This window comes from Micromonospora sp. NBC_00860 (genome assembly GCF_045207375.1).
Taxonomy (GTDB): Bacteria; Actinomycetota; Actinomycetes; order Mycobacteriales; family Micromonosporaceae; genus Micromonospora; species Micromonospora vinacea.
Genome location: NZ_CP108825.1, coordinates 7,429,323 through 7,455,362 on the forward strand (window position 1 = coordinate 7,429,323; position 26,040 = coordinate 7,455,362).

Below are 26,040 nucleotides of genomic sequence, written 5' to 3' on the forward strand. Positions count from 1 at the left end.
GCAACCGACGGAGGTAGCCCGCACCGTGGCCCAGTACATCTACGTCCTGGAAAAGGCGCGCAAGGCGCACGGCGACAAGGTCGTGCTCGACAACGTCACGTTGAGCTTCCTGCCGGGGGCCAAGATCGGTGTGCTCGGTCCGAACGGCGCCGGTAAGTCCAGCCTCCTCAAGATCATGGCAGGGCTGGACAAGCCGAGCAACGGCGAGGCCCGACTCATGCCCGGCTACACCGTCGGCATGCTCGCCCAGGAGCCCCCGCTCAACGAGGCCAAGACCGTGCTCGGCAACGTCGAGGAGGCGGTCGCCGAGACCAAGGCCAAGCTGGAGCGGTTCAACAAGATCGCCGAGCAGATGGCCACCGACTACTCCGACGAGCTGATGGAGGAGATGGGCAAGCTCCAGGAGGAGCTTGATCACCTCGACGCCTGGGACGTCGACTCCAAGCTCGAACTGGCCATGGACGCGCTGCGCTGCCCGCCGCCGGACGCCGACGTGACCCAGCTCTCCGGTGGTGAGCGTCGCCGGGTGGCGCTCTGCAAGCTGCTGCTGGAGGCGCCCGACCTGCTGCTGCTCGACGAGCCCACCAACCACCTGGACGCGGAGAGCGTCTCCTGGCTGGAGCAGCACCTGGCGAAGTACGCCGGCACCGTCATGGCGATCACCCACGACCGGTACTTCCTCGACAACGTGGCCGGCTGGATCCTGGAGCTGGACCGTGGCCGGGCGATCGGATACGAGGGCAACTACTCCACCTACCTGGAGAAGAAGGCCGCCCGGCTGGCCGTCGAGGGTCGCCGCGACGCCAAGATGAAGAAGCGCCTCACCGAGGAGCTGGAGTGGGTCCGCTCCAACGCCAAGGCCCGGCAGACCAAGTCCAAGGCCCGCCTGGACCGGTACGACGAGATGGCCAACGAGGCGGAGAAGACCCGCAAGCTCGACTTCGAGGAGATCCAGATCCCGCCGGGCCCGCGCCTGGGCAGCACGGTGATCGAGGCGGTCAACCTGAGCAAGGGCTTCGGCGACCGGCTGCTGATCGACAACCTGTCGTTCTCGCTGCCGCGCAACGGCATCGTCGGCATCATCGGCCCCAACGGCGTCGGCAAGACCACCCTGTTCAAGACCATCGTCGGGCTGGAGGAGCCGACCGGCGGCCAGGTCCGGGTCGGCCCCACCGTCTCGCTGTCGTACGTCGACCAGAACCGTGAGGGCCTCAACGGCGACAAGACCGTCTGGGAGGTCGTCTCCGACGGGCTGGACTACCTGATGGTGGGCAAGGTCGAGATGCCGTCGCGGGCGTACATCGCCGCGTTCGGCTTCAAGGGCCCGGACCAGCAGAAGCCGACGAAGGTGCTCTCCGGCGGTGAGCGCAACCGGCTCAACCTGGCGCTGACCCTGAAGATCGGCGGCAACGTCATCCTGCTCGACGAGCCGACGAACGACCTGGACGTGGAGACGCTGTCCAGCCTGGAGAACGCACTGCTGGACTTCCCCGGCTGCGCCGTGGTCATCTCGCACGACCGGATGTTCCTGGACCGCGTCGCCACGCACATCCTGGCCTGGGAGGGCGACGACCAGGACCCGTCCAGGTGGTTCTGGTTCGAGGGCAACTTCGAGGCGTACGAGAAGAACAAGATCGACAGGCTCGGTGCGGAGGCCGCTCGGCCGCACCGGGTGACCTACCGCAAGCTGACCCGCGACTGACCGGCCGAGACGGTGTCTGACCGCTTCGTCTACCACTGCACCCTGCGCTGGTCCGACCTGGACGCGTACGGCCACGTCAACAACTCGCGCTTCCTCACCCTGTACGAGGAGGCGCGGGTGGCGTTGATGTTCGCCGGCGGCCGGGCCTGGGGCGTCGGCTCGTTCGCCGACGGGGTGGTGATCCGCCGGCACGAGGTCGACTACCTGCGCCCGGTCGACTACGCGCTCGGCCGGGCCACCGCAGAGGCGGCACCGACAGTGCGGATCGAGCTGTGGGTGGAGGAGATCCGGGCCTCCCGGTTCACCGTCGCCTACGAGTTGTACGACGGCGAGGTGCTGGCCAGCCGTGCCCGCTCGGTGCTGGTGCCGTTCGACCTGACCCGTCAGGTGCCCCGGCGGATCACCACCGAGGAACGGGACTTCCTGCTCACGTACGCCCCGCAGGGTGGTGTGGCGTGACCCGGCCGGGCACCGCTGAGCCGGGCCGGGTGGCGGCCTCGGCGTCCACGCACGGGGTCGCCGGGGTGGCCGACGCGGGCGCCTTTCTGGCCCGGCTGGTCCGGCTGGATCCGGCATCGCCGGTCCGGCTGCGGCCGGCCGGCGCCCCCGGCCGGGTCGCCCTGTGGGCCCGGCTGCCGTGGCAGGTTCTGGTGGTCCGCACGGTCGCCGGTGGGCCGGCCGACGGTGTCGCCGAGGACGTCACGGTGGCGGCCGCTGAGCTGCTCGCCGAGTTGGAACGGGGCGGCACGGCCCTGCCGACCCGCCGGGACGCCCAGTGGCGGTGGCCGCTCCCGCCGACGCGGAGCCGTCAGGTGGAGGCGCTGCCCGTCGCCGAGGTGCGACGGATCGCGGCCGCGGCGGCGGGCACCCTGCGGACGGCGAGCGAGGAGGGGGTCGCCGGCCGGGCCGTGGGCCAGCGGGCGCTGCGTGACGCGTTGCTCGACCACGTGGCGGTGCTGATCACCCCGGACGGGGCGCCCGCCGCGCCGGTCGAGGTGCCGCAGCGGCTGGTGCAGGGGGTGGTCCGGATGGGCTTCCTCGGCGCCGCCGACGACTCGGCGGCTGGCGAGGGCGCGAACGCCGTTCAGGTGCGGGTGGCCGGTCGTTGGGTCGGCCTGGTGGGACCGCACGGAGCGGCATGGTTGCAGAAGGCCACGGATCTTGCCGTGACACCCCTCAGTACTCGTACGAACGGATGACCCCAGATCGTTCTTCTGGTCAGGGGCGGTCGTTGGGGGGGTGCTTCAACCCGGCTGTCCGGGTACCGTCCATCCTCGGATCCAACGCACCGTAGGCGACTGGATCCGCTGGGGAGTGAGGTGCGCGAGCGATGCCGTGGTGGTCATGGCGCCCCGGTCCCGCCGACGGCGGCGATCCGGAAACCCGAAGCGGGATCACAGTCGATAGCGCGGTCCGGATCGGACCGCCCAGTCCTCGCCAGCCGGGGGACGACTGCCCGTCCAACGAGCGGCCCGTGCTGACGGAGATGCCCGCCACCGTCGAGCCGGTGAGTCTGCGCCGGGTCTGTGACGCACTCGATCTGCTCGACGTGCGTTACCTGGCCGACGGCGACGGCAACCTGCTGGCGATGTGGGAACGGCACGCCGTGCTGGTCACGCTGGAAGGCCCGGAGGACGAGATCCTGGTCATGCGGGCACGTCCGCACGCCACGGTCCCGCCGGACTGGGCCGACCGGGCGTACCGGGTGGTCAACGAGTGGAACCACACCCGTCGGTTCTGCAAGGCGTACATCGGCGACCCGACCGAGCGCGGTCAGCTGCCGATCTACGCCGAGCTTCAGGTGCCGCTGGGTGCCGGCACCCACGACGCGCTCCTGGTCGAGATGCTCGACTGCGGCGCGGCGGTCGCCACCAGCTTCGTGGACTGGCTGCACGACGAGGGCGCGCTGCTCTGACGCCACGCCGGGTCGGGCGGGTCAGCCGCCGTTGGCCGGGTCGTCCTCGACGTTGACCATGAAGTACGCGGCCCGCTCCAGATAGTCCCAGAGTGTGCCGGCGACCTCCGGCTCCAGGTCGAGCCGGTCCACGGCGCGGCGCATGTTCCGCAGCCAGGCGTCCCGTTCGGCGGCGCCGATGCGGAACGGCGCGTGCCGCATCCGCAGCCGGGGGTGCCCGCGTTGGGCGGAGTACGTGTTCGGGCCGCCCCAGTACTGCATCAGGAACAGGGTCATCCGGTCCGCGGCCGGGCCCAGGTCCTCCTCCGGGTACATGGGCCGCAGCAGGGGATCGGTGGCGACACCGGCGTAGAACTCGTCGACCAGCTTGCGGAAGGTGGGTTCGCCACCGACCGCTTCGAAGAGGGTCATCGACGCACCGGGACGGTCGGATTCACCTGCGGAAGTCACAGTTCCATCCTGCCAGGTGCGCCCGGTGTCGACCCGACCCGCACGGCGTGCGTCGGATCACGCCGGGTTCGACACCCCCGAATGCCCGGCACCCGGCCCGCTGGTGACGTCGGCTTGACGGGTCAGGTGACCGCGTGCCGGCGGTGGCCGTCACCGGCATGAGAGTCGGACGTGTCTCCCACCGTGCCGTCGCTGGCCGGGCCGTCGGGCCTGGAGGGCGGCGGATCGGCGTTGGCCAGCGAGGCGGCAGCGATCGCATCGTCCACCGTCTGCCGGTCCGGCCAGCGCAGGCTGGCCACCGCCATCAGCACCACCCCGGCCGCGCTCCACACCCCGACCACGATGGGAATGGGGAACCGTTCGGCGAGCACCCCGGTGACCAGCACCGCGAAACCCTGGATGACCTGCACACCGGTAGCCATCACGCCGAAGGCGCGGGCCCGGAACCCGTTCGGCAGCGCCTGGACGAACAACCCGTTGGCCATCGGCATCATGCCGGCGACCGCGAACCCGCAGAGCGCGGCGAGCAGCGCGACCACCAACGGCGGGGGATCGAACAGCACCGGTACGAGCATCAACGGGGCGAGCACCGCGAGCGGCCGCATCAGCTTCAGCCGGCGAGCCGGCCCGAACAGGCGACTCACCAGCAACCCACCGAGGATGAAGCCGACCGGGTTCGCCACCATGATCGCTGCCTGTGCGGTGCCCGCGCTCACCGCGCCGCGACTCTCGTCGTTGGCCCAGGCCGCGGCCAACCCCTCGGGGACGATCGAGAAGAGCATTGCGCTGAACACCAGCACCGCGATGGCCCGCAGCACCGGTGTACGGAACACGATGCCGAACCCCTCGCGGGTCTCCCGCAGCAGGTGGCTGCGGTGGGCCGGGTTCATCACCGGCGGGCGGTGGCGCACCCCGAAACGGACCAGCAGCGCCGAGAAGCCGAACGTGGCCGCGTTGAACAGCAGCGCCACCTCCGGGTCGATCGCGGCGACGGCGGCGCCGAACACGTACCCCACGACCTGGGCGGCCTGCCCCACGCTGCTGTTCAGCGACAGCCCCAACACCAGTCGGTCCCCGGTGAGCAGCTGCGGGATCAGCGCGGACTTCGCCGCCTGGCTCGGTGGGTTGGCCAACGTGGCGGCGAAGATGAGCACCAGCACCGCCTGGTACGGCAGGCTGGGAATGGCGATGACCAGCATCAGCGCCATGCGAATGAGGTCGCACGCCACCATCACCCGGCGGTACGCGTACCGCTCCGCGAGTGCGGCGAGCACGGGACCGCCGAGCAGCCAGGGCAGGAAGCTGACCGCGAAAGCAGCAGCGGAGAGCGCGACTGACCGGGTCTGCTGGAAGACGAGCAGGGTGACGGCGGCCTTCGCGACATAGTCGCCGACCCAGGAGAGAGAGCCAGCCAGGAACACAGCCCGAAACTCGCGCTGGGCGAACACTTCGCGAAACGTGGCGGGGCCTTCCGCGGAAGGTCGCTCGTCAGGCACCGTCGCCTCCATCGGCCCCGGCTCGACCGCTCGTGGCAGCCGGGCCGGAAGCTCTCGTCAGATCTACGGATCAGCGAGGATGTGATCACGCTTTGGTGGGAACGCGTGCTCCGGATTCTGCCCGATCGTCTGACAACTAGCTAGGTCGAACGGGTCGTTCGTCGCCTCCCCGACTGAACGAACGGACGATACCCGAGGGGCCGGCCGGCTCGCGACCCCTGAATCACAGGTCAGTGTCGAGGGGTCAGGTGGCACCGCCCTGACCAGTCTCACCCTCGGGCAACGGCCGGGTGGACAGGCCGGGATAGATGCGGGCGGCCGCGATCTGCGCGGTGATTCCCGAGTTCTCCAGAGCCTCCGCGAGACGCCGACGCAACTCCCGGCCGACAGCGAACTGCCCGTCCGCGGTCGTCTTCACCACAGTGCGGATGACCGCGCCGTCCACAGTCACCTGCTCGACACCCAGCACCTCGGGCGCCTCCACGATCTCCGGCGACAGCTCCGGGTCCATCGCGACCGAGGCGGCAGCGGTCCGGAGCACCGCTGTGGCCTCCTCGGTGCTGTTGAAGCCGATCGGCAGGTCCACCACCACGAGGGCCCAACCCTGGCTCTTGTTGCCCACCCGGATGATCTCGCCGTTGCGGATGTACCACAGCACACCGCGCCCGTCGCGCACCGTGGTGACCCGCAGGCCGACCGACTCGACCACGCCCATCGCCTCGCCCAGGTCGACGTTGTCACCCACGCCGTACTGGTCCTCGATCAGCATGAAGAGGCCGGCTATCAGGTCCTTCACCAGGCTCTGCGCGCCGAAGCCCAGCGCGACGCCGGCGATCCCCGCGCTGGCCAGCAGCGGCGCCAGGTCGAAGCTGAACTCCCGCAGGATCATCAGCAGCGCGATGCCGAACACGAACGCGGTGGTCAGGCTGCGCAGCACCGACCCGATCGCCTCGGCCCGCTGCCGTCGCCGCTCGGGTACGAACTCGGCCGGGTCGGCCGCGGCGGTGGGCACCCGCTCACGTAGCGGCCGCAGCATCGTCGGCACCGCACCGTCGGTGGTCGTCCGGACCAGCCGGTTGATCGTCCGGTGCAGCGCCCAGCGGGCCACCATCGCCAGTGCCAGGATCAGCAGCACCCGAAGCGGCTTGAGCAGGATCCAGTAGCTTCCCTCGGCGAACCAGGCCGACCTGGTGATGTCGTAGATCCACTCGCAGGAGGTACTGCCCTGACAGCTCACCGAGACGGCGTCGGACAGGGCTAGGGGCGTCACGCTGGCGGCACTCACCCTGTCTTCGTACCGCAAGGGACCCGAGCGCCCGCCGCCGACCCACCGGCCGGGTGATTCGCCACCGAGGGCGTCGTAAATCCGTCACCACGGCAGCGTCCGCCCAGGCTGGAGCGGCTACCCGCCCCGGCGCGGGTGATCCGCTTACCAGAAGAGAGATTAGTACGTGCAATCCGGGGTCCGATCAGGGACTATTGGCGCAACGGACGTCGGTGATCGGCCCGGCGTCGACCGTGTGGGCCGTTGTGCCCGGCCCCGGTCGACGGCGGTCCGCAGCAGCCGCTGAACCGGGAGGGTGAGCGCGATGCCTGACATACGACCCACGGTGGGCTCCGGCGCGTTGGTCCTCAACGCCACCTACGAGCCGCTGTGTGTCGTGTCGGTGCGTCGCGCCGCGATCCTCGTCCTCTCCGCCAAGGCGGTCTGCGTCGCCGATGGTGACGGCATCCTGCACAGTGCCCGGGACGCGCTCCCGGTGCCCTCAGTGGTCCGGCTGACGCGCTTCGTTCGTGTGCCGTACCGAACACATGTCGGGCTGTCCCGGCGGGCGATCTTCGCCCGGGACGGCTGGCGGTGCGCCTACTGCCGGGGCCCGGCCGAGACCATCGACCACGTCTTTCCGCGTAGCCGGGGTGGCCGGCACGCCTGGGAGAACGTGGTCGCCGCGTGCGCACGGTGCAACCACACCAAGGGCGACAAGACCCCGGCCGAGATGGGGTGGCGGTTACACGCGTTGCCGGCCGCCCCGAAGGGCACCGCCTGGCGGGTGCTGGGTCACCGCGCCCCCGACCCCCGCTGGGCGGACTGGCTGGACCTGCGGGAGCCCGAGGCAGCCGCCTGACTCCGGAGGGCGTGGTCAGGCTCCGGGGTGCGGATGGTTCACCCGGCGCGCTGCGCGTTCGTGGCGGTCGACCGCTCGGCCGTGTGCGGTCGCGATGAGCCGGTCGATCTCCGGCAGCAGGTGCGGACCGGGCATGACGATGCTGGCGAAGCCGTACTGTGCGTAGCCCGGGTGCGGTACGAGGGTGTCCAGTCGGGCGAAGTCGAACTCGTGCCGGTGCTCCTCGAATGCCTTGGGCGGGAAGCCGAACCGCCGCTCGAACTCGGCCCGGCCCAGGTCCAGGTTGAGGCGGAAGACGCCAGGGCGGTCAAGCTGCGAGGCCTCGTCGAAGCCGGGCACGTCGTGCTCGACGATGGTGGCGAACGGCTGGCGGCGGTCCGGGCCGACGAAGAAGAACCGGTCGCCCCAGGCCGCCTCGGGTGATCCGTTCTCCTCGCTTGCCACGAGCTGCTCGACGCCGGGTAGCGCGGTGATCCGATCGGCGAGCACTGCCGCGTCGACACCGGTCGGGACGTGCAGGATCGCGTCGGCGTGTTCGATGGTGGCCTGGTTGAGCGGGAAGTAGCGGTAGTCGTGTGTCCGCTGCTCGGCCACCGCGATGTCGGACGCCGGCAGGTACCGGGGAAGGCCGGAATCCTGCTGGAGTCTGCCCTCATAGGTCGAGGCGGTGGGCGTCCCGATGCCGAGCGCCGGGCTCGCGCCGAGGCTGCCGACGATCACCGCGTAACGCCCGCCCAGCAGGGACGCGAGGATCGCTCCGGCGCCGGCCCAGGACACCTCCGTGTCGGCCAGCGTCATCGTGCTCTGGTGGCGCTGGAGGTGCGTGTTGTGCGCGAAGACCAGTGTGGGCCCGCGGTGTGCCTCGGCCGATCGGATCGCGAGCAGGTTCTCGGCCATCAGCGCGTCCCGGACCGCGGCCAGGCGGGCGAAGCGTTCCTCCTGGGCAAGTGGTGCGGCGGCTGCGGCGTGGTAGCGCAGCAGTGCGACAGCGGCGGTGGCGTGTACGAACGCCGCCGACCAGCCGGCTGACCTGCCCGGCGCCCGCAGGTACAACTCGGTCAGCAGGTCGTCGGCGAGCACCCGCAGTCGCTGGGCGTCGGTGGAGCGCCCGACCGATCGGCCCGGTTCCCAGATCGCGGCCGTGTCACTCCACAGCGCCTCGTCCCCGATCAGGTCGTCGATCTCGGTTGACCGGTCCAGGTCGAGGAAGTGGCAGACCTGGTTGAGGTGGTGGCGCGGGCTCGGGGCGCTCTCCAGCTCCACCGGGGCGTCGAAGCCGTGGAAGGTCAGGCGCTCGGCGACCGGTCGCCCGGCGTTCCACTCCCGCATGCGCAGCAGGAGGTCGCGGTTGGCCGGGGCGGCCCCGAATCCGTGGCTGAACCCTTCGCTGAGCGCACGGTCGAGGGTCACGGCGGCGGCGCCCTGCACGAAGTCGTCGGCGATCAGTCCGGCCGCCCGGTCGCTCTCCACGGCGATCGAGCGGTAGCCGTGCTCGGCCAGCGACAGGAACGCTTCGTTGCGGAGTTGGAGGAAGGCGGATTCACCGTGCGTCGGTTCGCCGAGCGCGAGCAGGTCTGGCGAGACCGCCAGCAGGTCGAGAAAAGATGGCATTCCATGAACCGTATCGTTGAACCAGCGTTTGAGACTTACGAGCGGTGGAGCGCGATGACGGCCACAGAACCTTCAAACCCCCTGGTACGCCGACCGGTGGATCTCGCGCGCGCCCACGGCCTCTCCGCGCAGGCCGTGCGCAACTACGAACGAGACGGCGTCCTGCCTCCGGCCCAGCGCACCCCGAACGGCTACCGTCGCTTCACCGAGCTGCACGTCACGGCGCTGCGTGCCTACCTCGCGTTGATCACGGGCCACGGCTATGCGGCCAGCGGCGAGATCATGCGGGCCGTCAACCGGGGCGACATCGACACGGCGTTGCGCACCATCGACCAGGGCCATGCCCTGCTCCAGCGCGATCGGGAGACCCTGGACGCGGTCGAGACGGCGGTGGCGACCCTCACCGGGACGAGCCCGCAACCGCGGAGCCAGAAGGCCGTCCCGATCAGCGTGCTGGCTCACCGGCTCGGTCTACAGCCGGCCACGCTGCGCAAGTGGGAGCGGGCCGGGGTGCTGCGACCGGTACGTGATCCGGTGACCCACTACCGGCTCTACCTGCCCGATGACGTCCGTGACGCCGAACTCGCTCACCTGTTGCGCCGCGGTGGGTACCGGCTCGACCACATCACCGGCGTGCTGCGTCGAGTGCGCGACGCTGGCGGTGCCGAACCCCTCGCCGCGTCGCTGGGTCAGTGGCGGCAACGGCTCACCGAGCGAGGCCGGGCCATGCTCACCGGGGCCGCCCGGCTCGCCGAATACGTCGAGGCGGCCGCCGTCCTCTCGATAAGAGGCGAATAGGCCCGCAGTGTAGAACATTTAGTTCTACACTGTGTTCGTGGAGCGTATCGGGGTTCGAGAGCTGAACCAGAACACGAGTCAGGTCCTGGCTCGGGTGAGCCGCGGCGAGACGGTCGAGATCACCGATCGCGGGCGCCCCGTCGCCCGCCTCGTTCCGGTCAGCGACGACAGGTCGGTGCTGGCCAAGCTCGTGGCGGCGGGGCGGGCGGTCGCTCCAACCGGCGGTGGTCCTGTCCCGCTTCCGCCCAAGCTCGGCGCTGAGGATGTGGACGTCGCCGCCACGCTCGCCGCCATGCGGGACGAGGAGCGCTGGTGATCTATCTCGACTCCGCCGCCGTCGTCAAGCTGGTTCGGCAGGAGGAATACAGCGCTGACCTCGTCTCCTGGCTCAACAGCCACGGAGACGTCCCGCTGACCTCCTCCGCCCTCGTCGAGGTTGAGGTGACCAGAGCGTTGCGCCGATCAGCCCCGCAAGCGTTGATCGGAGTGCCGGCTGCCGTCGGACGCCTCTTCCGGCTGGAGATCGACAGCACTGTCCGCGCGACCGCAGCTGCGTTCGCCGAGCCGACGCTACGCAGCCTCGACGCCATCCACCTTGCCACGGCCCAGGTTCTGACAAACGAGTCCGGAACGACACTTATCGCATTCGTCAGCTATGACCGGCGACTGCTCGAGTGTGCCAAGGCCGCAGGGCTGCCCGTGGCAAGCCCAGGCCTGAACTGACCCGTAGTTCCGATCTGCCCGCTCTCACCCTGGACGCGCCTTGACCAGCGAGGCGAAGACCACCACGTTGTCCGCGTAGCCAGTCTCGCCGCCGACCCACTGGCCGCCACAGGTGATCAGTCGGAGGCTCGGACGGCTGAAGTCGCCGTACACCTCGTCCACCGGCAGCCGGCCCTTGTCGAACTTCTCCACCGAGTTGACCTCGAAGACCGCCACGCGCCGGTCGGTGCGGGTGACCTCGATCTCGTCACCGGAACGCAGCTCACGGAGCTTGTGGAAGACCGCCGGGCCGCTGGTGGTGTCGACGTGCCCGACGATCACGGCTGGGCCGTACTGGCCGGGGGTGGGCCCCTGGTCGTACCAGCCGGCCTCCTGGGCGCGGGCCGCGTCCGGCACGGCGATCGTGCCGTCCGGGGCGATGCCCACGTCGTGCACGGGCGCCCGCACGTCGATCTTCTCGATGGCGAGGCTGGTCGGCTGGCTGGCCGGCAGCACCGGGAACTTCTTCGGCGGCGGCCGCAGGCCGGCGCTGAGCCGGTCCGGCAGCAGGCTCATTCCGGTCACCTGCTCGACGCCGAGCATCGCCACGATCAGCACCATCAGCGCGGCGATGGCCAGCACGGGCAACCCGGGGCTCGTAGCGAAACGGTGTCGGGCCGACCCCGGCCCGGCCGGACGCCTCGGCGGCAGCGGGCGGGCGGCCGGGTCGGTGGTGGTGACACTGGCCGACACGGCCTGCCCGGCGACCCTGCGCAGCCGCCCGGAGACGCGGGCCACCAGCCGGCCGGACGCGCGCAGCGCCGGCCCGGCCCGGAAGCGGGCGCGGCGATCCGGCCGCGCACGCGCGGTTCTGCGGGTCATGGGTGATCCGGCTCAGGAGCCGGCTCCCGGTCGACGTCGGCCGCCGGCCATCCCGAGCACGACCGCGGTGGCCACCAATGCCACGCCGCCGAGCACCAGCAGCGAGCCGGTGCCGCGACCGCCGGCCATTCCACCGCCACCGGTCGCCGGCCCCTTGCTCGGCGAGGCCATGTTCAGCACTGTCAACGTGGTCGACGACGTTTGGCCGTTCTCGCAACGCAGGTCGACCGGGTACTCACCGGCCGCCTTGTCCCCCGGAATGGTGACCTGACCGGTCAGGAAACCCTTGTCCGGTTTGAGCATCACGTGCCCGAACGCGTCGGAGTGCACGTTGGACTGTCGGTTGTTGTTGTCGTTGTCGCAGCTCGCCTTGATGTTGACCCGGCTGCCGGCCTGGGCGCTGTTCGGTGTCACCTCGACGAAGACGTTCTCGCCGGCCCGCGCCGGTGCGACCGACAACAGGACGAACGCCCCGACAAGCCCCACCAGTGTCAGTACGGACGAGAGCGCGCGGTTGATCGTGCGGACTGCCTGCATGATTTCCCCCCAACCGGCGACGACCGCCGGAACCCTCCCCTGGGCACGCGCGCTGCTTTCCCGCTGGCGCGGGGGCAAACCCGAGGGGCGAGGGGGTCAGCGCGGGCGGGGGACGGGCCCGGTGGCGGGGAGGGGGGTGACGGGGTGCCAGTTCAGCGGGGAGGAGAGGACCATCGTGCTCGACGGTTGGCCGTACGGGGCGAGGCGGTCGATGACCCCCTCGAACGCGCCGATCGATCCGGCCGCGACCTTCAGCACGCTGCACGCGTCCCCGGTGATCCGGTGGATCTCCAGGATCTCCGGCCAGTCGGCCACGGCGGGGTCGTGCAGGATGCAGCGCGCGCCGTAGCAGGACATCCGGATCAGCGCGACCACGGTACGGCCGGCGCGGCTCAGGTCGACGTGGGCGTGGTAGCCGGTGATGATCCCGGCCTCCTCCAGCCGGCGGACCCGCTCCGCGACCGACGGTGGCGACAGGTGCACCCGCCGGGACAACTCACTGAAGGAGAGCCGCGCGTCGGCCTGCAACTCGCGCAGCAGCGCCCAGTCCATGTCGTCCACGCTCAGACCTTACTTTCGTGAACCGACTTCGCCTAGTTGCTTTTGGTTTGCCAGGTGAAGGGGCCGAGAGCCGTTGATTCGGCATTCCGCAGGCCGATCCGACCGCGAGATCATGACGTCGACTAGTCCGGGGGAGGGAGACGAGATGGTGGATCAGACGGATCGGCGGGCGCCGAACCGCCGTGCCACGGTGCAACCGGTGACCCCCGGGCAGCGTGCGGCGCAGGCGGCGCGCACCGGCGGCGAGCCGACCCTGGAGTTCGCCGACATGGCGCCGTACGACGCGTACGTGCAGGCCAGCGCCCTGCACAAGATGCAGCACCCGCTCAGCAGTGACCCGGGCGAGATGTCCTTCCTGATGGTCAGCCAGATCATGGAGCTGTACTTCGGGCTGACCTGCCACGAGCTGCGGGAGACCCAGCGGCTGATTCGCGCCGACCAGATCTGGGAGGCGCTGGCCCCGCTGGGCCGGGCCAAGCTGCACCTGGAGGGGCTCAACGCCGCCTGGCAGGGCCTGCGGTGGATGAGCCCGGCCGACTTCAACCGGTTCCGCAATCTGCTCGGCGAGGCCTCCGGCTTCCAGTCGGCGATGTACCGGCAGTTGGAGTTCCTGCTCGGGCTGCGCGACCCGACGCTGATCCGCCCGTTCCGCCGGCAGGCCGAGGTGCACGCCGAACTGAGCGCCGCACTGACCACCCCGAGCCTCTGGGACGATGTGCTCGCGCTGCTCGCCCGTCGCGGCTTAGACCTCCCCGCCGACCTGCTCGACCGGGACGTGGCAGTCGAACACGACCCGCACCCGTTGGTCGAGGCGGCCTGGGTACGGATCTACGACGACGCCAGCCCGGACAACCACCTGCGACTGCTCGGTGAGGCGCTGAGCGCTGTCGCCGAGGAGTTCGGCGACTGGCGCTGGAACCACGTCAAGGCGGTGCAGCGGACGATGGGCGCCAAGGTCGGCAGCGGAGGCTCCGCCGGCCTGGCGTGGTTGCAGCGCAGCATGGCCCGGGTGGTCTTCCCGGAGCTGTGGTCGGCCCGCACCGCGATGTGACCGGAGAGCGAGAAGAAGCAATGACGACCCCAGAAGCTGAGCTGCTGGGCTTCGCCGCTGGCGAAGCGGAAGCGCGTCGCCGCGACGAGGCCGACCCCGGCCACCGGCACCTGTTCCACGTGCCGCCGGCCGACGGTGGCGACCACCCCGAGTCGGCGTACCTGGCCGGCAACTCGCTCGGCCTGCAACCTCGGGCCACCCGCGACGAACTCCTGGCCGACCTTGACGCGTGGGGGCGGCTCGGCGTGGAGGGGCACCTGGAGGCGGAGCGCCCCTGGCTGCCGTACCACGAGCTGTTGACCGGGCCGGCCGCGCGACTGGTCGGCGCCCGGCCCGCCGAGGCCGTGGTGATGAACTCGCTCACTGTCAACCTGCACCTGCTGATGGTGAGTTTCTACCGACCGGCCGGCGCACGCACCCGCATCGTCATCGAGGACGCCGCGTTCCCCTCGGACAGTTACGCCGTGCGCAGCCAGGCCCGGTTCCACGGCCTGGACCCGGACGACGCCGTGGTCCGGCTGCGTCCGCGCGCGGGTGAGGACGCCCTGCGCACCGAGGACGTGACCGACTACCTGGCCGCCGAGGGCGACCGCGTGGCGCTGCTGCTGCTCGGCGGGGTCAACTACCTCACCGGCGAGCTGTTGGACATCCCGGCGATCACGGCTGCCGGCCGGGCCGCCGGCGCTGTGGTCGGGTGGGACCTGGCCCACGCGGTCGGCAACGTGCCGTTGGCCCTGCACGACTGGGACGTCGACTTCGCCGCCTGGTGCTCCTACAAGTACCTGAACTCGGGGCCGGGTGCCCTGGCGGGCGTCTTCGTGCACGAGCGGCACCTCGGCGACGAGAACCTGCCCCGGTTCGAGGGGTGGTGGAGCACCGCGGCGGCCACCCGGTTCGAGATGACGCCGGTGTCCCGGCCACCGGCCACAGTGGAGGCCTGGCAGATCTCCAACCCGCCGATCTTCGCGATGGGCCCGGTGCGTACCTCGCTGGAGCTGTTCGACGCGGTGGGGATGACCGCGCTGCGCGCCCGCAGCCAGCGTCTCACCGGTTGGTTGGAGTCGCTGTTCGACGAGGTGACAGTCGGCCGGCCGCTGCGGGTGGTCACCCCGCGCGACCCGGCTCGGCGTGGCTGCCAGCTCTCCGTGCGCATCGGCTCCGGCAGCGCCAACGAGCTGACCAAACGCCTCCGGTACGAGCACGGGGTCATCGCCGACGCCCGCGAACCCGACGTCGTGCGGTTCGCCCCGGTGCCGCTGTACTCCACGTACCTCGACTGCTGGCGTGCCGCCGCCGCGCTGGCCGCGACTGTGGGGGCGACCTCATGACGGCTCGGCGGGACGAGATCGCGATCATCGGCGCCGGGTTGGCCGGCTGCCTGGCAGCCTGCTTCCTGGCCCGGCGCGGCTACCCGGTGGCCCTCTACGAGCGCCGCTCCGACCCGCGCGCCGGCACCGCCGAACGCGGTCGCTCGATCAACCTGGCGCTCTCCGAACGCGGCCTGGACGCGTTGCGCCGGATCGGGCTGGCCGAGCAGGTGATGACCGACGCACTGCCGATGCGCGGCCGGATGATCCACCCGGTCGAGGGCGAGCAGCAGTTCCAGTCGTACAGCGCGGCCGGCGACCGGGCGATCAACTCGATCAGCCGCGGTGCGCTGAACAACGCCCTGCTGGACGAGGCCGCCGCGCTTCCCGGGGTGCGGGTCGTCTTCGACCACCGGCTGGTCGGGCTCGACCCGACCGACGGCGCCCTGAGCTTCGATACCCCGCAGGGTCCGGTCGCGGCGAAAGCGTCGGTCGTGCTGGGTGCCGACGGCGCCGGCTCCGCGGTGCGGGGGCAACTGCTGGCGTACGGGCTGCTGGACGAGAGCGTCGACTTCCTCGACTACGGCTACAAGGAGCTGACGATTCCGCCGCTGGGCGGGGACTTCGCCCTGGACCCGGACGCGCTGCACATCTGGCCCCGGGGCACCTCGATGATGATCGCCCTGCCGAACCCGGACCGCTCCTTCACCTGCACGCTGTTCTGGCCCAACGACGGTGCCGGCAGCTTCGCCTCGCTGACCAGCCCGGCGGAGATCGAACGGCACTTCACCGAGCACTACCCGGACGTGGTCCCGCTGGCCCCGAACCTGGTCGACGACTACCAGCACAACCCGGTGGGCGTGCTCGGCACCGTGCGTTGCACGCCCTGGCAGGTCAACGGGAAGGTCGGCCTGCTCGGCGACGCGGCGCACGCCATCGTGCCGTTCTACGGCCAGGGCGCCAACTGCGCCTTCGAGGACGTGGTGGAGCTGGACCGCTGCCTGGACGAGTGCGCCGACGACTGGTTGGCGGCGCTGCCCCTGTTCCAGCGGCGTCGACAGGAGAACGCGGAGGCCATCGCGACGATGGCGTTGACCAACTTCGTGGAGATGCGGGACAAGGTCGCCTCCCCGGTCTTCCAGACCCGGCGGCGGGTGGAGCACGCACTGGAACGGGCCCTGCCCGGCCGGTACGTTTCCCAGTACGAGCTGGTGTCGTTCTCCACCACCCCGTACGCGGAGGTTCGCCGCCGGGTGCGCCGACAGCACCGGGTGCTCGGGGCGGTCGTCGGCGGGGCCGCGCTGCTGCTGGTCGGCGCGATCGGCGCGGCACTGAGCCGAGGGAGGCAAGAATGACCGGCCTGTGGGACCCGCGACTGATGGCCGGCCACGCGCCGGGTGGCCCGCAGCGGTTGCGCAACTTCGTCGCCGGCGAGTTCGTCGACGGCGGGCCGACGTTCACCAAGGCCAGCCCGGTCACCGGGGATCAGGTCTTCGAGGTCGACGAGGCGTCGCGGTCCACTGTCGACGACGCGGTGGCCGCCGCCCGCGCGGCACTGCGGGGGCCGTGGGGCCGGATGGGGGAGCGTGAGCGCGCCGAGGTGCTGCGCCGCGTCGCCGACGAGTTGGAGCGACGCTTCGACGACCTGGTCACCGCCGAGGTCGCCGACACCGGCAAGTCCATCGCCCAGGCCCGCACTCTGGACATCCCGCGTGGCGCGGCGAACTTCCGGGCGTTCGCGGAGATCGTCGCGACCGCCCCCACCGAGTCGTTCACGACTGTCACCCCGACCGGTGGCCGGGCGCTCAACTACGCGCTGCGCAAGCCGGTCGGCGTGGTCGCGGTCATCGTGCCGTGGAACCTGCCGCTGCTGCTGCTCACCTGGAAGGTGGCTCCGGCGCTGGCCTGCGGCAACGCCGTCGTGGTCAAGCCCAGCGAGGAGACGCCCGCCTCGGCGACGGTGCTCGCCGAGGTGATGGCCGCCGCTGGCGTACCGGCCGGGGTGTTCAACCTGGTGCACGGCTTCGGACCGGACTCGGCGGGCGAGTTCCTCACCCGCCACCCCGGCGTCGACGCCATCACCTTCACCGGCGAGTCGGCCACCGGTGGCGCGATCATGCGGGCCGCCGCCGACGGGGTGAAGGCGGTGAGCTTCGAACTCGGTGGCAAGAACGCCGGCCTGGTCTTCGCCGACGCCGACCTGGACGCCGCGGTGGCCGGCTCGGTGCGGTCCAGCTTCACCAACGGCGGGCAGGTGTGCCTCTGCACCGAGCGCATCTACGTGCAGCGCCCCGTCTTCGAGGAGTTCACCGCCCGGCTGGCGAAGCGGGCCGGCGAGCTGGCGTACGGGTGGCCGACCGACGAGGCCACCGCCACCATGCCGCTGATCTCCCACCAGCACCGGGCGAAGGTGCTCGGCGCGTACGAGCTGGCCCGCTCCGAGGGCGCCGAGGTGCTCACCGGTGGCGGCACGCCCACCTTCGGCGACACCCGCGACGGCGGGTCGTACGTGCAGCCGACGGTGCTCACCGGGCTCGGCCCGGACGCCCGCACCAACCGGGAGGAGATCTTCGGCCCGGTGGTGCACGTCGCGCCGTTCGACACCGAGGACGAGGCGTACGCCCTCGCCAACGGCACCGAGTACGGCCTGGCGGCGACCGTGTGGACCCGGGACGTGGGCGTCGCGCACCGGGCCGGCGCCCGGCTCGACGCGGGCATCGTCTGGGTCAACACCTGGTTCCTGCGTGACCTGCGCACCCCGTTCGGCGGGGTGAAGGCGTCCGGGATCGGTCGCGAGGGCGGTGTGCACTCGCTGAACTTCTACTCCGAACTCACGAACGTCTGCGTGGACCTGTCGTGAGCCGTAGCGAGGGAGCGGGCATGGAAGTTGACATCGAGGCCGCCAACCGGGAGTTGGCCGACGCGCGCAGCACCGGCAAGCCGTGCGCACCACTTCGGGGCCGGCTGCTGCCGGAGGGCGACGTCGAGGCCGCGTACCGGGTGCAGCAGCTCCAGGCGCGGGCCTGGCAGGGCCGCGGCGAACGCCGGGTCGGCGCGAAGATCGGGTTGACCTCCCGGGCCGTGCAGGAGACCTTCGGGGTGTTCCAGCCGGACTTCGGCATGCTGACCGACGCCATGGCGGTCGGTGACGGGGTCGAGGTGCCCATCGACCGGCTGCTCCAGCCCCGCGTCGAGGCGGAGATCGCCTTCGTGCTCGACAAGGATCTCTCGAACCCGCAGCTCACCACTGTCGACCTGATCCGCGCTGTCGACCACGTGCTGCCGGCGATCGAGATCGTCGACTCCCGCATCGCCGCCTGGGACATCTCCATAGTGGACACCGTCGCCGACAACGCGTCCAGCGGGCTCTTCGTGCTCGGCACCACGCCGCGCCTACTCGCCGACGTCGACCTGCGACTGTGCGGGATGGTGCTGGAGCACGCCGGCGAGCCGGTCTCGGTGGGCGCCGGCGCCGCCTGCCTGGGTAACCCGCTGCACGCCCTGCAGTGGCTGGCCGGCACCCTGGCCCGCGCCGGCGACCCGCTGCGCGCCGGGGACGTGGTGCTCTCCGGGGCGCTCGGCCCGATGGTGCCGGTCACCCCGGGAGCCGCGTACGAGGCCCGGATCTCCGGGCTCGGCTCGGTGCGGACATCCTTCAGCGACAGGGGCGGCGAGTGACCACCAACGTGGCGGTGCTGGGGTCGGGAAACATCGGGACCGACCTGATGATCAAGGTGTTGCGGCTGAGTGACAGCCTGCGCATGGTGGCGATGGCCGGCATCGACCCGGCCTCCGACGGGCTGGCGCGCGCTCGCCGGCTCGGCGTCGCCACCACCGCCGACGGAGTGGACGGGCTCGTGGCGATGCCCGAGTTCGCCGATGTCGAGCTGGTGTTCGACGCCACCTCGGCCGGCGCGCACCGACGCCACGACGAGGTGCTGCGCGCCCACGGCCGCACTGTGGTCGACCTGACCCCGGCCGCGCTCGGCCCGTACGTGGTGCCGCCGGTCAACCTTGACGAGCACCTGCACGAACCGAACGTCAACATGGTGACCTGCGGCGGTCAGGCCACGGTGCCGATCGTCGCCGCGGTGCGCCGGGTCACCCCGGTGGCGTACGGGGAGATCGTCGCGTCGATCGCGTCGAAGTCCGCCGGGCCGGGCACCAGGGCCAACATCGACGAGTTCACCGAGACCACGGCCCGCGCCATCGAGGTGGTGGGCGGTGCCGAGCGGGGCAAGGCGATCATCGTGCTGAACCCGGCGGACCCGCCGCTGCTGATGCGGGACACCGTCTACTGCCTCTGCCCGGACGCCGACGCCGACACCGAGGCCATCGCCGCCTCGGTCGCCGAGATGGTGGCGGCCGTGCAGGAGTACGTCCCCGGCTACCGGCTCAAGCAGGACGTGCAGTTCGACAGGGTGGAGGCGTACCTGCCGACGTTCGGTCGGCGGCTCACCGCCCTCCAGGTGTCGGTCTTCCTGGAGGTCTCCGGGGCCGGGCACTACCTGCCCGCGTACGCCGGGAACCTGGACATCATGACCTCCGCCGCGCTGCGCACCGCGGAACGGCTGGTCGCCCTGCGTTCTCCGGAGGTGGCCGCGCCATGACCGACCTGTACATCCAGGACGTGACGCTGCGCGACGGCATGCACGCCGTCGCCCACCAGTACACGGTCGACCAGGTACGCACCATCGCCGCCGCGCTGGACGGCGCCGGGGTGGCCGCCATCGAGGTGGCGCACGGTGACGGCCTCGCCGGCTCCAGCGTCAACTACGGCCACGGCGCCGCCAGCGACGCGGAGTGGATCTCCGCGGCTGCCGAGGTGCTGACCACGGCGAAACTCACCACCCTGCTGCTGCCGGGCATCGGCACGATCGCCGACCTGAAGGCAGCCAAGGCACTCGGGGTGACCAGCGTCCGGATCGCCACCCACTGCACGGAGGCGGACATCTCCGCCCAGCACATCTCCTGGGCCCGGGAGAACGGCATGGACGTGGCCGGGTTCCTGATGATGTCGCACATGTTCGACCCGGCCGGGCTGGCCGGGCAGGCCAAGCTCATGGAGTCGTACGGGGCGCACTGCGTCTACGTCACCGACTCCGGCGGCCGGCTGCTGATGTCCGACGTGGCGCAGCGGGTCGACGCGTACCGGCAGGTCCTCGCTCCGGAGACGCAGATCGGCATCCACGCGCACCACAACCTGTCGCTCGGGGTGGCCAACAGCGTGCTCGCCGTCGAGCACGGCCGGGTCACCGGCTCCGCGCCGGTCGGCCCCGACGCGGTGCACGGCCGGACCGTCCGCGTCGACGCCTCCCTCGCCGGTATGGGCGCGGGCGCCGGCAACGCCCCGTTGGAGGTCTTCGTCGCGGTCGCCGAGCTGCACGGCTGGAAGCACGGCTGTGACGTGTTCGCGCTGATGGACGCCGCCGACGACATCGTCCGCCCGCTCCAGGACCGGCCGGTCCAGGTGGACCGGGAAACCCTCTCCCTCGGCTACGCCGGGGTCTACTCGAGCTTCCTGCGGCACGCCGAGCGGGCCTCCACCAAGTACGGGGTGGACGTCCGGTCGATCCTGGTCGAGCTGGGCCGCCGCCGGATGGTGGGCGGCCAGGAGGACATGATCGTGGACGTGGCACTCGACCTGGCCGGCAAGGAGCAACAGTCATGATCGGACCGGACGTCACGGGGATCGCCGAGAAGTTGGGCGCGGCGGCCGACACGGCCACCGCGATCCCGCAACTCGCCGCCGAGACCGGCCTCGACGTGGACACCGCGTACGCCGTGCAGGCCGCGCTGCTGCAACGCCGGCTGAACGCCGGTGAGCGGCTGGTCGGGTTGAAGATGGGGCTGACCAGCAGGGCGAAGATGGCCCAGGTCGGCGTGGACGAGGTGATCTGGGGACGGCTCACCAACGCGATGCGGGTGCCCGACGGCGGTGCCGTGGACCCGGCCGCGTACATCCATCCCCGGGTCGAGCCGGAGGTGGCCTTCCTGCTGGACCGGCTGCCCGAGCCGGGTGAGCCTGTCGGCGACTTCGCCACGGCGGTCCGCGCGGTCGCCCCGGCCATCGAGTTGATCGACTCCCGGTACGCGGACTTCCGGTTCTCGTTGCCGGACGTGATCGCGGACAACACCTCGGCCGCCGCCTTCGTGATCGGGCCGTGGTCGCCGGTGCCGGCAGGGCTGGACAACCTGGGTGTGCTGCTGGAGGTCGACGGGCGGGTGGCGCAGGTCGGCTCCACGGCGGCGATCCTCGGTGACCCGCGCCGGGCGCTCGACGAGGGCATCCGGCTGGCCGGTCGGCACGGGGTGCGGCTGGAGTCCGGCTGGGTGTTCCTGGCCGGTGCCGCCACCGCGGCTGTTCCGCTGCGTCCCGGCGCCCACGTTCGTGCCGTCGTCGAGAAGCTCGGCACAGCCTCGCTGCGGGCGTCGTCGTGACCGCCCGGGTGGTGGCCGGGAAGGCCGTCCCGCGGGGGGCTTTTCCGCACGTCAAGGTCGCCGGTGGGTTCGTCTTCGTCTCCGGTACGTCGTCTCGGCGCCCGGACAACACCTTCGCCGGTGTGGAGGTGGACGGGTTCGGCACCACCAACCTCGACATCCGGGTGCAGACGCGGGCCGTCATCGAGAACATCGGGGATCTGCTGCGGTCGGTCGGCGCGGACCTCACCGACCTGGTCCAGGTGACGACGTACCTGGTCAACATGAACGACTTCGGTGGTTACAACGAGGTGTGGGCCGAGTTCTTCGACGCCTCCGGACCGACCCGTACGACGGTGGCGGTGCACCAACTGCCGCACCCGCACCTGCTGATCGAAATCCAGGCCGTGGCCCTTCTTCCCTCGGGAGGTCAGTCGTGAGTGAGATCGCCGAGCCGTTCAGCTTTCCGGGCTGGATCGCGGACAACCAGCACCTGTTGAAGCCCCCGGTGGGCAACAAGGAGATGTTCCCCGGCGGGGACGACTTCATCGTGATGGTGGTGGGCGGGCCCAACCAGCGCACCGACTTCCACGTGGACCCGTACGAGGAGTTCTTCTACCAGGTCAAGGGCAACATGCACATCAACCTGATGACCCCGGAGGGGCCGCGTACGGTGCACGTGCGCGAGGGTCAGATGTGGATGTTGCCGCGCAACACCCCGCACTCGCCGCAGCGGCCGGAGGCCGGCTCGATCGGCGTTGTGGTCGAGCGGGTCCGCGAGGAGGGCACCCTGGAGACGTTCCAGTGGTACTGCCCGGAGTGCGGCAACAAGGTGCACGAGGTGGAGTTGCAGGTCCGCGACATCGCCGCCGATCTGCCCCCGGTGTTCCAGGCGTTCTACGCCGATGAGCAGGCGCGCACCTGCGCCAACTGCGGCACCCTGCACCCGGGCAAGGGCTGATGCCGGCAGGCGTTGTCGACGTGCACACGCACGTCGTACCGAAGGGTTGGCCGGACCTCGGCGCGGCGTGCGGCGGGTCCGGTTGGCCGTGGTTGCGGGTGGACTCCGAGCGGGCCGCCATGATCATGGTGGGGGAGACGGAGTTCCGCCCGGTCGGCGCCGAGTGCTGGGACGCGTCGCGCCGACTGGCCGACATGGACGCCGACGGCGTTGCCGTGCAGGTGGTCTCACCCACACCGGTCTTCTTCAGCTACGACCGTCCGGCCGACCAGGCGGTGAAGGTCGCCCGGATCTTCAACGACCTGACCCTGGAGGTCACAGCGGCCGGAGGTGACCGTCTGGTGCCGTTCTGCCAGGTGCCACTCCAGGACCCGGACGCCGCCTGCGCCGAGTTGGACCGCAGCCTCGCCGCCGGGCACGTGGGCGTGGAGATCGGCAACCACGTCGGCGACCGGGACCTGGACGACGCCGGCGTGGTCACCTTCCTCCAGCACTGTGCCGAAGTGGGCGCCCCCGTCTTCGTCCACCCGTGGGACATGCCGGGCGGGCCGCGACTGGACCGCTGGATGGCCCGGTGGCTCACCGGGATGCCCGCCGAGACGCACCTGTCGGTGCTGGCGATGATCCTCGGCGGCGTCTTCGACCGGGTGCCCGAGACGCTGCGGATCTGCTTCGCGCACGGCGGCGGCAGCTTCCCGTTCTGGCTCGGCCGCGCGGACAACGCCTGGCACCGCCGTGGCGACCTGGTCCGGGGCGCGTCCGCCGGCCCGCCCAGCAGCTACCTCGACCGGTTCAGCGTCGACTCGGTGGTCTTCGCGCCGCCCGCGCTACGGCTGCTGGTCGACACGTTGGGGGAGGACCGGGTGCTGGTCGGCAGCGACTACCCGTACCCGCTGGGCGAACGGCCGTCCGGCGCGGTGGTCCACGCGGCCGACTTCCTCACCGACGCCCAACGCGACAAGCTCCTGTCCACCAACGCCCTGCGCTTCCTGCACGGGCCGCGCTGAGGGCGTACCCCTGTTCCGCTGCCTTTGCTCTGCTTCACCCCACGCAACGCCCCGTGTCCGGTAATCGGACGCCTGCTGTTGCGTCCGTTGAAGCAGAGCAAAGGGCACGGCAGGGAGGTGCGGTTGGCGGCGCGGCCGATACTGCGGGTCGGCGGATACCGGCGCCGCCGCAGAGGCCGACGCCGTGTCGGCCCGCCGACAGCCGCTCCCAGCGGGCAGGATGAGGGCATGGCCGAGCCGCACGACCTGACCGCGTTGGAGCAGGCCGCCGCGATCGCCCGCGGCGAGCTGTCCAGCGTCGACCTGGTCGAGCACGCTCTGCGCCGGGTGGCGGCCCTCGGCGACACCGTGGGCGCGTTCGTCACCGTCACACCGGACCTCGCCCGGCAGGCCGCACGCGCCGCCGACGCGGCACCGATCGGGGAGCGCGGCCCGCTGCACGGCGTGCCGACCGCGATCAAGGACCTGACCCTCACCGCCGGGATCCGCACCACCTTCGGTTCGGCCGCCTTCCTCGACTTCGTCCCGCCGGTCGACGCCGACGTGGTCCGGTTCATCAAGGCCGCCGGTCTGGTCAGCCTCGGCAAGACGACCACCTCCGAGCTGGGCTGTTCGCTCTACTCGGAGGGCCGGGTCGCGCCGCCGGCCCGCAACCCGTGGCAACTGGCGTACACAGCGGGCGGGTCCAGCGGAGGCGCGGCGGCGGCGGTCGCGGCCGGGCTGGTCCCGGTCGCCCAGGGGTCCGACGGCGGTGGGTCGCTGCGCATCCCGGCGTCGCTCTGCGGCCTGGTCGGCTACAAACCCAGCCGGGGCCTCGTCTCCGGCGGCCCGATCGGCTCCGGCGCGTTCGGCCTGCCCACCAGCGGCCCGCTCGGCCGGACGGTCACCGACGTCGCCGCGCTGCTCGACGTCATGGCCGTTCCGGTGCCCGGCGAGCCCTACCTGCCGCCGCCCGCGCCGCCCGGCGGCTACCTGGCCGTCGCGCGTCAGGCCGAGCCCGGCCCGCTGCGGATCGGCCGATTCACCACGCCGATGCTCGCCGACGAGCCGGTGCACCCCGACTGCGTGGCCGCCGTGGACCGGGCCGCCGCGCTGCTCACGGCGGCCGGCCACGAGGTGGTCGAGGTGCCACCGCCGCTCGGGCCGGCGGTGTGGCCGCTGTTCGAGACCCTCTGGTACGTGTTGGCGCTCTCCCCGGTGCCGCCGCAGCGGGAGGTGGAGTTGCTGCCGTTGACCCGGCTGCTCCGGGCCCGGGGCGCCGAGCTCTCCGCCGGCACCCTGGCCGCCACCCTCGGCGAGTTGCAGGCCCAGGTCCGCCTCGGCACCCGCCGCACCGCCGGCTGCGACCTTCTCCTCTGTCCCACCCTGGCCGCCCCGCAGGCACCCGTCGGCTGGTTCACCGCCGACGCGGACCCGGCCGCCGACTTCGACAGACAACGCCGGTTCTCGCCCTACTGCGCCATCTTCAACGTCACAGGCGATCCCTCCGTCTCCCTGCCGGTGGGCATCACGACCGACGGCCTGCCCGTCGGGGTGCTGCTCACCGGCCGGTACGGCGACGACGCGCGGCTTATCGCTACCGCTGCGCAACTGGAGAACTCCAGTGACGGATGGGATCGGCACCCCGCAATCTGGCGGGCCGTCGACTCCGCTAACGTGAATGGCGACGGAGTCGGGCGGTCGGCGGCATGAGCGTCCATCCGACCCGGTTGTTCAAGGTCGTCCTTCTTCCGCCTGGGGGCGTTGGGATTGTCTGTTACCGAGACGTTGCTGGTCTTCGTCGGCATCCCGTTGGCCGCGGTGCTGGTCATCGCCGGCCTGTCGTACGCCGGTAGCCGCGGGGGTGCCACCGGCGGTGGCGGTGGCGCCAAGCGCTACCGTCCGGGCCGGCCCTTCGACTTCACTCCGGTCTGGTTCCTGGGCCGCCCGGAGCAGCTGGCCGACTCGGCCGGCACCGCGCTGACGGCGGGGGCGCAGGCGCCCGCGCTGACCAGCCACAAGCTTGAGCAGGCCAGCGTCGAGGCGCCGGCCGGTGGAACCGGAGGCGCAAGTGACCGTTGGTGAGAAGCAGGCCGGGTCGGAAAATCCGCCCGAGGTGCTCGACGGGCCGTTCTCGACCCGCCAGCTGCTGCGCATCGACGAGGCGCTGCGCCTGGCCGACAAGGGCACGGGCCTGGTCTTCTCGGTCTTCGTCGGTGGTCTCGACGAGCCGATCCGTGAGCACGCCCAGCGGCTGCACCGTCAGCTCGCCGAGCCCGACAAGTCGGTGCTGATCGCGGTGTCGCCCAACCAGCGTCAGCTGGAGATCATCACCGGGCGGTACGCCCGAAAGCGCATCCCCGACACGTACGCCAAGCTGGCCGCGCTCTCCATGGTCGGCGCGTTCAGCGGCGGTGACCTGGCCGGCGGCATCATCAACGGCCTCGACCAGCTCGCCAGCCACGCCGGCAAGGGCTGACCCCTCCCACGTACGACAAAGCCCGGCCCGCTCTCCAGCGGGCCGGGCTTTCACGT

General features: G+C 71.3%; 29 protein-coding genes. 22 read left to right on the top strand and 7 right to left on the bottom strand.

Annotation, left to right across the window (positions count from 1 at the left end; all coding sequences use genetic code 11):
- Positions 1 to 25 precede the first annotated feature (25 nt).
- The 4 genes from ettA (at position 26) to OH804_RS34545 (ending at position 3,617) form a co-directional block, all read left to right on the top strand.
- Positions 26 to 1,702 (top strand): energy-dependent translational throttle protein EttA, encoded by a 1,677-nt coding sequence (gene ettA / locus OH804_RS34530; RefSeq protein ID WP_196919365.1) that lies wholly within the window; start codon positions 26 to 28, stop codon positions 1,700 to 1,702.
- Positions 1,703 to 1,714: 12 nt separating this feature from the next.
- Positions 1,715 to 2,161, top strand: a complete 447-nt coding sequence (locus tag OH804_RS34535) for a thioesterase family protein (protein ID WP_112584127.1) — start codon at positions 1,715 to 1,717, stop codon at positions 2,159 to 2,161.
- Entirely contained in the window at positions 2,158 to 2,901 is a 744-nt protein-coding gene (locus OH804_RS34540) for a hypothetical protein (RefSeq protein ID WP_196919364.1), read from the top strand. Before OH804_RS34535 ends, OH804_RS34540 begins: the two co-directional genes overlap by 4 nt.
- A 131-nt stretch (positions 2,902 to 3,032) precedes the next feature.
- Positions 3,033 to 3,617 carry a YbjN domain-containing protein gene (locus OH804_RS34545; RefSeq protein ID WP_030333460.1) on the top strand — a complete coding sequence of 195 codons (585 nt, stop codon included), beginning with the start codon at positions 3,033 to 3,035 and terminating at the stop codon, positions 3,615 to 3,617.
- Between the two features lie 21 nt (positions 3,618 to 3,638).
- Here the strand turns inward: OH804_RS34545 and OH804_RS34550 are convergent, their stop codons facing one another.
- The 3 genes from OH804_RS34550 to OH804_RS34560 form a co-directional block, all read right to left on the bottom strand.
- A complete protein-coding gene (locus OH804_RS34550) occupies positions 3,639 to 4,067 on the bottom strand; it encodes a globin (protein WP_307788498.1) in 429 nt (142 codons plus the stop codon).
- A gap of 122 nt (positions 4,068 to 4,189) precedes the next feature.
- Positions 4,190 to 5,575 (bottom strand): MFS transporter, encoded by a 1,386-nt coding sequence (locus OH804_RS34555; RefSeq protein ID WP_196919362.1) that lies wholly within the window; start codon positions 5,573 to 5,575, stop codon positions 4,190 to 4,192.
- Between the two features lie 232 nt (positions 5,576 to 5,807).
- Positions 5,808 to 6,866 carry a mechanosensitive ion channel family protein gene (locus tag OH804_RS34560; protein ID WP_196919361.1) on the bottom strand — a complete coding sequence of 353 codons (1,059 nt, stop codon included), beginning with the start codon at positions 6,864 to 6,866 and terminating at the stop codon, positions 5,808 to 5,810.
- A gap of 286 nt (positions 6,867 to 7,152) precedes the next feature.
- On the opposite strand from OH804_RS34560, the gene OH804_RS34565 reads away from it, so the two are divergent.
- Positions 7,153 to 7,689, top strand: coding sequence for an HNH endonuclease (locus OH804_RS34565; RefSeq protein WP_030333470.1), 537 nt, complete (start codon positions 7,153 to 7,155; stop codon positions 7,687 to 7,689).
- A 15-nt stretch (positions 7,690 to 7,704) separates the two neighbouring features.
- Here OH804_RS34565 and OH804_RS34570 read toward each other — a convergent pair whose 3' ends face one another.
- Positions 7,705 to 9,300: a DUF6194 family protein gene (locus tag OH804_RS34570; protein ID WP_406061855.1), complete on the bottom strand. Its 1,596-nt coding sequence runs from the start codon at positions 9,298 to 9,300 to the stop codon at positions 7,705 to 7,707.
- A gap of 54 nt (positions 9,301 to 9,354) precedes the next feature.
- Here OH804_RS34570 and OH804_RS34575 point away from each other — a divergent pair, with 54 nt between their 5' ends.
- From OH804_RS34575 to OH804_RS34585, 3 genes are read left to right on the top strand one after another with little or no spacing between them, the layout of a single operon-like run.
- Positions 9,355 to 10,098, top strand: coding sequence for a MerR family transcriptional regulator (locus tag OH804_RS34575; protein WP_406066781.1), 744 nt, complete (start codon positions 9,355 to 9,357; stop codon positions 10,096 to 10,098).
- 37 nt (positions 10,099 to 10,135) lie between these two features.
- On the top strand, positions 10,136 to 10,414 hold the full coding sequence (locus tag OH804_RS34580) for a type II toxin-antitoxin system Phd/YefM family antitoxin (RefSeq protein WP_196919359.1): 279 nt from the start codon (positions 10,136 to 10,138) through the stop codon (positions 10,412 to 10,414).
- Positions 10,411 to 10,821 (top strand): type II toxin-antitoxin system VapC family toxin, encoded by a 411-nt coding sequence (locus tag OH804_RS34585; protein WP_406061857.1) that lies wholly within the window; start codon positions 10,411 to 10,413, stop codon positions 10,819 to 10,821. Before OH804_RS34580 ends, OH804_RS34585 begins: the two co-directional genes overlap by 4 nt.
- 24 nt (positions 10,822 to 10,845) lie before the next feature.
- Here OH804_RS34585 and OH804_RS34590 read toward each other — a convergent pair whose 3' ends face one another.
- The 3 genes from OH804_RS34590 to OH804_RS34600 all read right to left on the bottom strand — a co-directional run bounded on the left by OH804_RS34590 (position 10,846) and on the right by OH804_RS34600 (position 12,780).
- Entirely contained in the window at positions 10,846 to 11,619 is a 774-nt protein-coding gene (locus tag OH804_RS34590; RefSeq protein WP_406066783.1) for a class F sortase, read from the bottom strand.
- Positions 11,620 to 11,694: 75 nt separating this feature from the next.
- On the bottom strand, positions 11,695 to 12,219 hold the full coding sequence (locus OH804_RS34595) for a hypothetical protein (protein ID WP_406061859.1): 525 nt from the start codon (positions 12,217 to 12,219) through the stop codon (positions 11,695 to 11,697).
- Between the two features lie 96 nt (positions 12,220 to 12,315).
- Positions 12,316 to 12,780 carry an Lrp/AsnC family transcriptional regulator gene (locus OH804_RS34600; RefSeq protein WP_112676060.1) on the bottom strand — a complete coding sequence of 155 codons (465 nt, stop codon included), beginning with the start codon at positions 12,778 to 12,780 and terminating at the stop codon, positions 12,316 to 12,318.
- Between the two features lie 148 nt (positions 12,781 to 12,928).
- Here OH804_RS34600 and OH804_RS34605 point away from each other — a divergent pair, with 148 nt between their 5' ends.
- From OH804_RS34605 to OH804_RS34670, 14 genes are all read left to right on the top strand, one after another.
- Positions 12,929 to 13,831, top strand: coding sequence for a tryptophan 2,3-dioxygenase (locus OH804_RS34605; RefSeq protein WP_406066784.1), 903 nt, complete (start codon positions 12,929 to 12,931; stop codon positions 13,829 to 13,831).
- A gap of 20 nt (positions 13,832 to 13,851) precedes the next feature.
- Positions 13,852 to 15,159: a kynureninase gene (gene kynU / locus OH804_RS34610; protein ID WP_406061862.1), complete on the top strand. Its 1,308-nt coding sequence runs from the start codon at positions 13,852 to 13,854 to the stop codon at positions 15,157 to 15,159.
- Complete coding sequence (locus OH804_RS34615) at positions 15,156 to 16,493, top strand: FAD-dependent oxidoreductase (protein ID WP_406061864.1); 1,338 nt, start codon at positions 15,156 to 15,158, stop codon at positions 16,491 to 16,493. Before kynU ends, OH804_RS34615 begins: the two co-directional genes overlap by 4 nt.
- Before the next feature lie 23 nt (positions 16,494 to 16,516).
- Positions 16,517 to 17,998 carry a 2-hydroxymuconic semialdehyde dehydrogenase gene (locus tag OH804_RS34620; RefSeq protein WP_196924597.1) on the top strand — a complete coding sequence of 494 codons (1,482 nt, stop codon included), beginning with the start codon at positions 16,517 to 16,519 and terminating at the stop codon, positions 17,996 to 17,998.
- Between the two features lie 20 nt (positions 17,999 to 18,018).
- Positions 18,019 to 18,816 (top strand): 2-keto-4-pentenoate hydratase, encoded by a 798-nt coding sequence (locus OH804_RS34625; RefSeq protein WP_406061866.1) that lies wholly within the window; start codon positions 18,019 to 18,021, stop codon positions 18,814 to 18,816.
- Positions 18,813 to 19,748: an acetaldehyde dehydrogenase (acetylating) gene (locus tag OH804_RS34630; RefSeq protein ID WP_406061868.1), complete on the top strand. Its 936-nt coding sequence runs from the start codon at positions 18,813 to 18,815 to the stop codon at positions 19,746 to 19,748. Before OH804_RS34625 ends, OH804_RS34630 begins: the two co-directional genes overlap by 4 nt.
- Positions 19,745 to 20,809 carry a 4-hydroxy-2-oxovalerate aldolase gene (dmpG, locus tag OH804_RS34635; RefSeq protein ID WP_406061870.1) on the top strand — a complete coding sequence of 355 codons (1,065 nt, stop codon included), beginning with the start codon at positions 19,745 to 19,747 and terminating at the stop codon, positions 20,807 to 20,809. Before OH804_RS34630 ends, dmpG begins: the two co-directional genes overlap by 4 nt.
- Entirely contained in the window at positions 20,806 to 21,579 is a 774-nt protein-coding gene (locus OH804_RS34640) for a 2-keto-4-pentenoate hydratase (RefSeq protein WP_406061871.1), read from the top strand. The genes dmpG and OH804_RS34640 overlap by 4 nt, the downstream gene beginning before the upstream one ends.
- Positions 21,576 to 21,998: a RidA family protein gene (locus tag OH804_RS34645; protein ID WP_406061873.1), complete on the top strand. Its 423-nt coding sequence runs from the start codon at positions 21,576 to 21,578 to the stop codon at positions 21,996 to 21,998. Before OH804_RS34640 ends, OH804_RS34645 begins: the two co-directional genes overlap by 4 nt.
- Positions 21,995 to 22,519 (top strand): 3-hydroxyanthranilate 3,4-dioxygenase, encoded by a 525-nt coding sequence (locus OH804_RS34650; protein ID WP_196919349.1) that lies wholly within the window; start codon positions 21,995 to 21,997, stop codon positions 22,517 to 22,519. The genes OH804_RS34645 and OH804_RS34650 overlap by 4 nt, the downstream gene beginning before the upstream one ends.
- The gene (locus OH804_RS34655; RefSeq protein ID WP_196919348.1) at positions 22,519 to 23,526 is read left to right on the top strand and encodes an amidohydrolase family protein; all 1,008 of its coding nucleotides are present in this window, start codon (positions 22,519 to 22,521) and stop codon (positions 23,524 to 23,526) included. Before OH804_RS34650 ends, OH804_RS34655 begins: the two co-directional genes overlap by 1 nt.
- Before the next feature lie 228 nt (positions 23,527 to 23,754).
- Positions 23,755 to 25,218 carry an amidase gene (locus tag OH804_RS34660; protein ID WP_196919347.1) on the top strand — a complete coding sequence of 488 codons (1,464 nt, stop codon included), beginning with the start codon at positions 23,755 to 23,757 and terminating at the stop codon, positions 25,216 to 25,218.
- Positions 25,219 to 25,293: 75 nt separating this feature from the next.
- Positions 25,294 to 25,590, top strand: coding sequence for a hypothetical protein (locus tag OH804_RS34665; protein WP_112584149.1), 297 nt, complete (start codon positions 25,294 to 25,296; stop codon positions 25,588 to 25,590).
- On the top strand, positions 25,577 to 25,984 hold the full coding sequence (locus OH804_RS34670; protein WP_124856680.1) for a DUF5130 family protein: 408 nt from the start codon (positions 25,577 to 25,579) through the stop codon (positions 25,982 to 25,984). Before OH804_RS34665 ends, OH804_RS34670 begins: the two co-directional genes overlap by 14 nt.
- Positions 25,985 to 26,040 lie beyond the last annotated feature (56 nt).

Excerpts from the sequence above, each read along its gene's own strand:
- OH804_RS34655 (WP_196919348.1), top strand. The coding sequence starts at position 22,519 with ATGCCGGCAGGCGTTGTCGACGTGCACACGCACGTCGTACCGAAGGGT.
- OH804_RS34575 (WP_406066781.1), top strand. The coding sequence starts at position 9,355 with ATGACGGCCACAGAACCTTCAAACCCCCTGGTACGCCGACCGGTGGAT.
- OH804_RS34640 (WP_406061871.1), top strand. The coding sequence starts at position 20,806 with ATGATCGGACCGGACGTCACGGGGATCGCCGAGAAGTTGGGCGCGGCG.
- OH804_RS34595 (WP_406061859.1), bottom strand. The coding sequence starts at position 12,219 with ATGCAGGCAGTCCGCACGATCAACCGCGCGCTCTCGTCCGTACTGACA.
- OH804_RS34555 (WP_196919362.1), bottom strand. The coding sequence starts at position 5,575 with ATGGAGGCGACGGTGCCTGACGAGCGACCTTCCGCGGAAGGCCCCGCC.
- OH804_RS34570 (WP_406061855.1), bottom strand. The coding sequence starts at position 9,300 with ATGCCATCTTTTCTCGACCTGCTGGCGGTCTCGCCAGACCTGCTCGCG.
- OH804_RS34625 (WP_406061866.1), top strand. The coding sequence starts at position 18,019 with ATGGAAGTTGACATCGAGGCCGCCAACCGGGAGTTGGCCGACGCGCGC.
- OH804_RS34615 (WP_406061864.1), top strand. The coding sequence starts at position 15,156 with ATGACGGCTCGGCGGGACGAGATCGCGATCATCGGCGCCGGGTTGGCC.
- dmpG (WP_406061870.1), top strand. The coding sequence starts at position 19,745 with ATGACCGACCTGTACATCCAGGACGTGACGCTGCGCGACGGCATGCAC.
- OH804_RS34545 (WP_030333460.1), top strand. The coding sequence starts at position 3,033 with ATGCCGTGGTGGTCATGGCGCCCCGGTCCCGCCGACGGCGGCGATCCG.
- OH804_RS34565 (WP_030333470.1), top strand. The coding sequence starts at position 7,153 with ATGCCTGACATACGACCCACGGTGGGCTCCGGCGCGTTGGTCCTCAAC.
- OH804_RS34660 (WP_196919347.1), top strand. The coding sequence starts at position 23,755 with ATGGCCGAGCCGCACGACCTGACCGCGTTGGAGCAGGCCGCCGCGATC.
- OH804_RS34620 (WP_196924597.1), top strand. The coding sequence starts at position 16,517 with ATGGCCGGCCACGCGCCGGGTGGCCCGCAGCGGTTGCGCAACTTCGTC.
- kynU (WP_406061862.1), top strand. The coding sequence starts at position 13,852 with ATGACGACCCCAGAAGCTGAGCTGCTGGGCTTCGCCGCTGGCGAAGCG.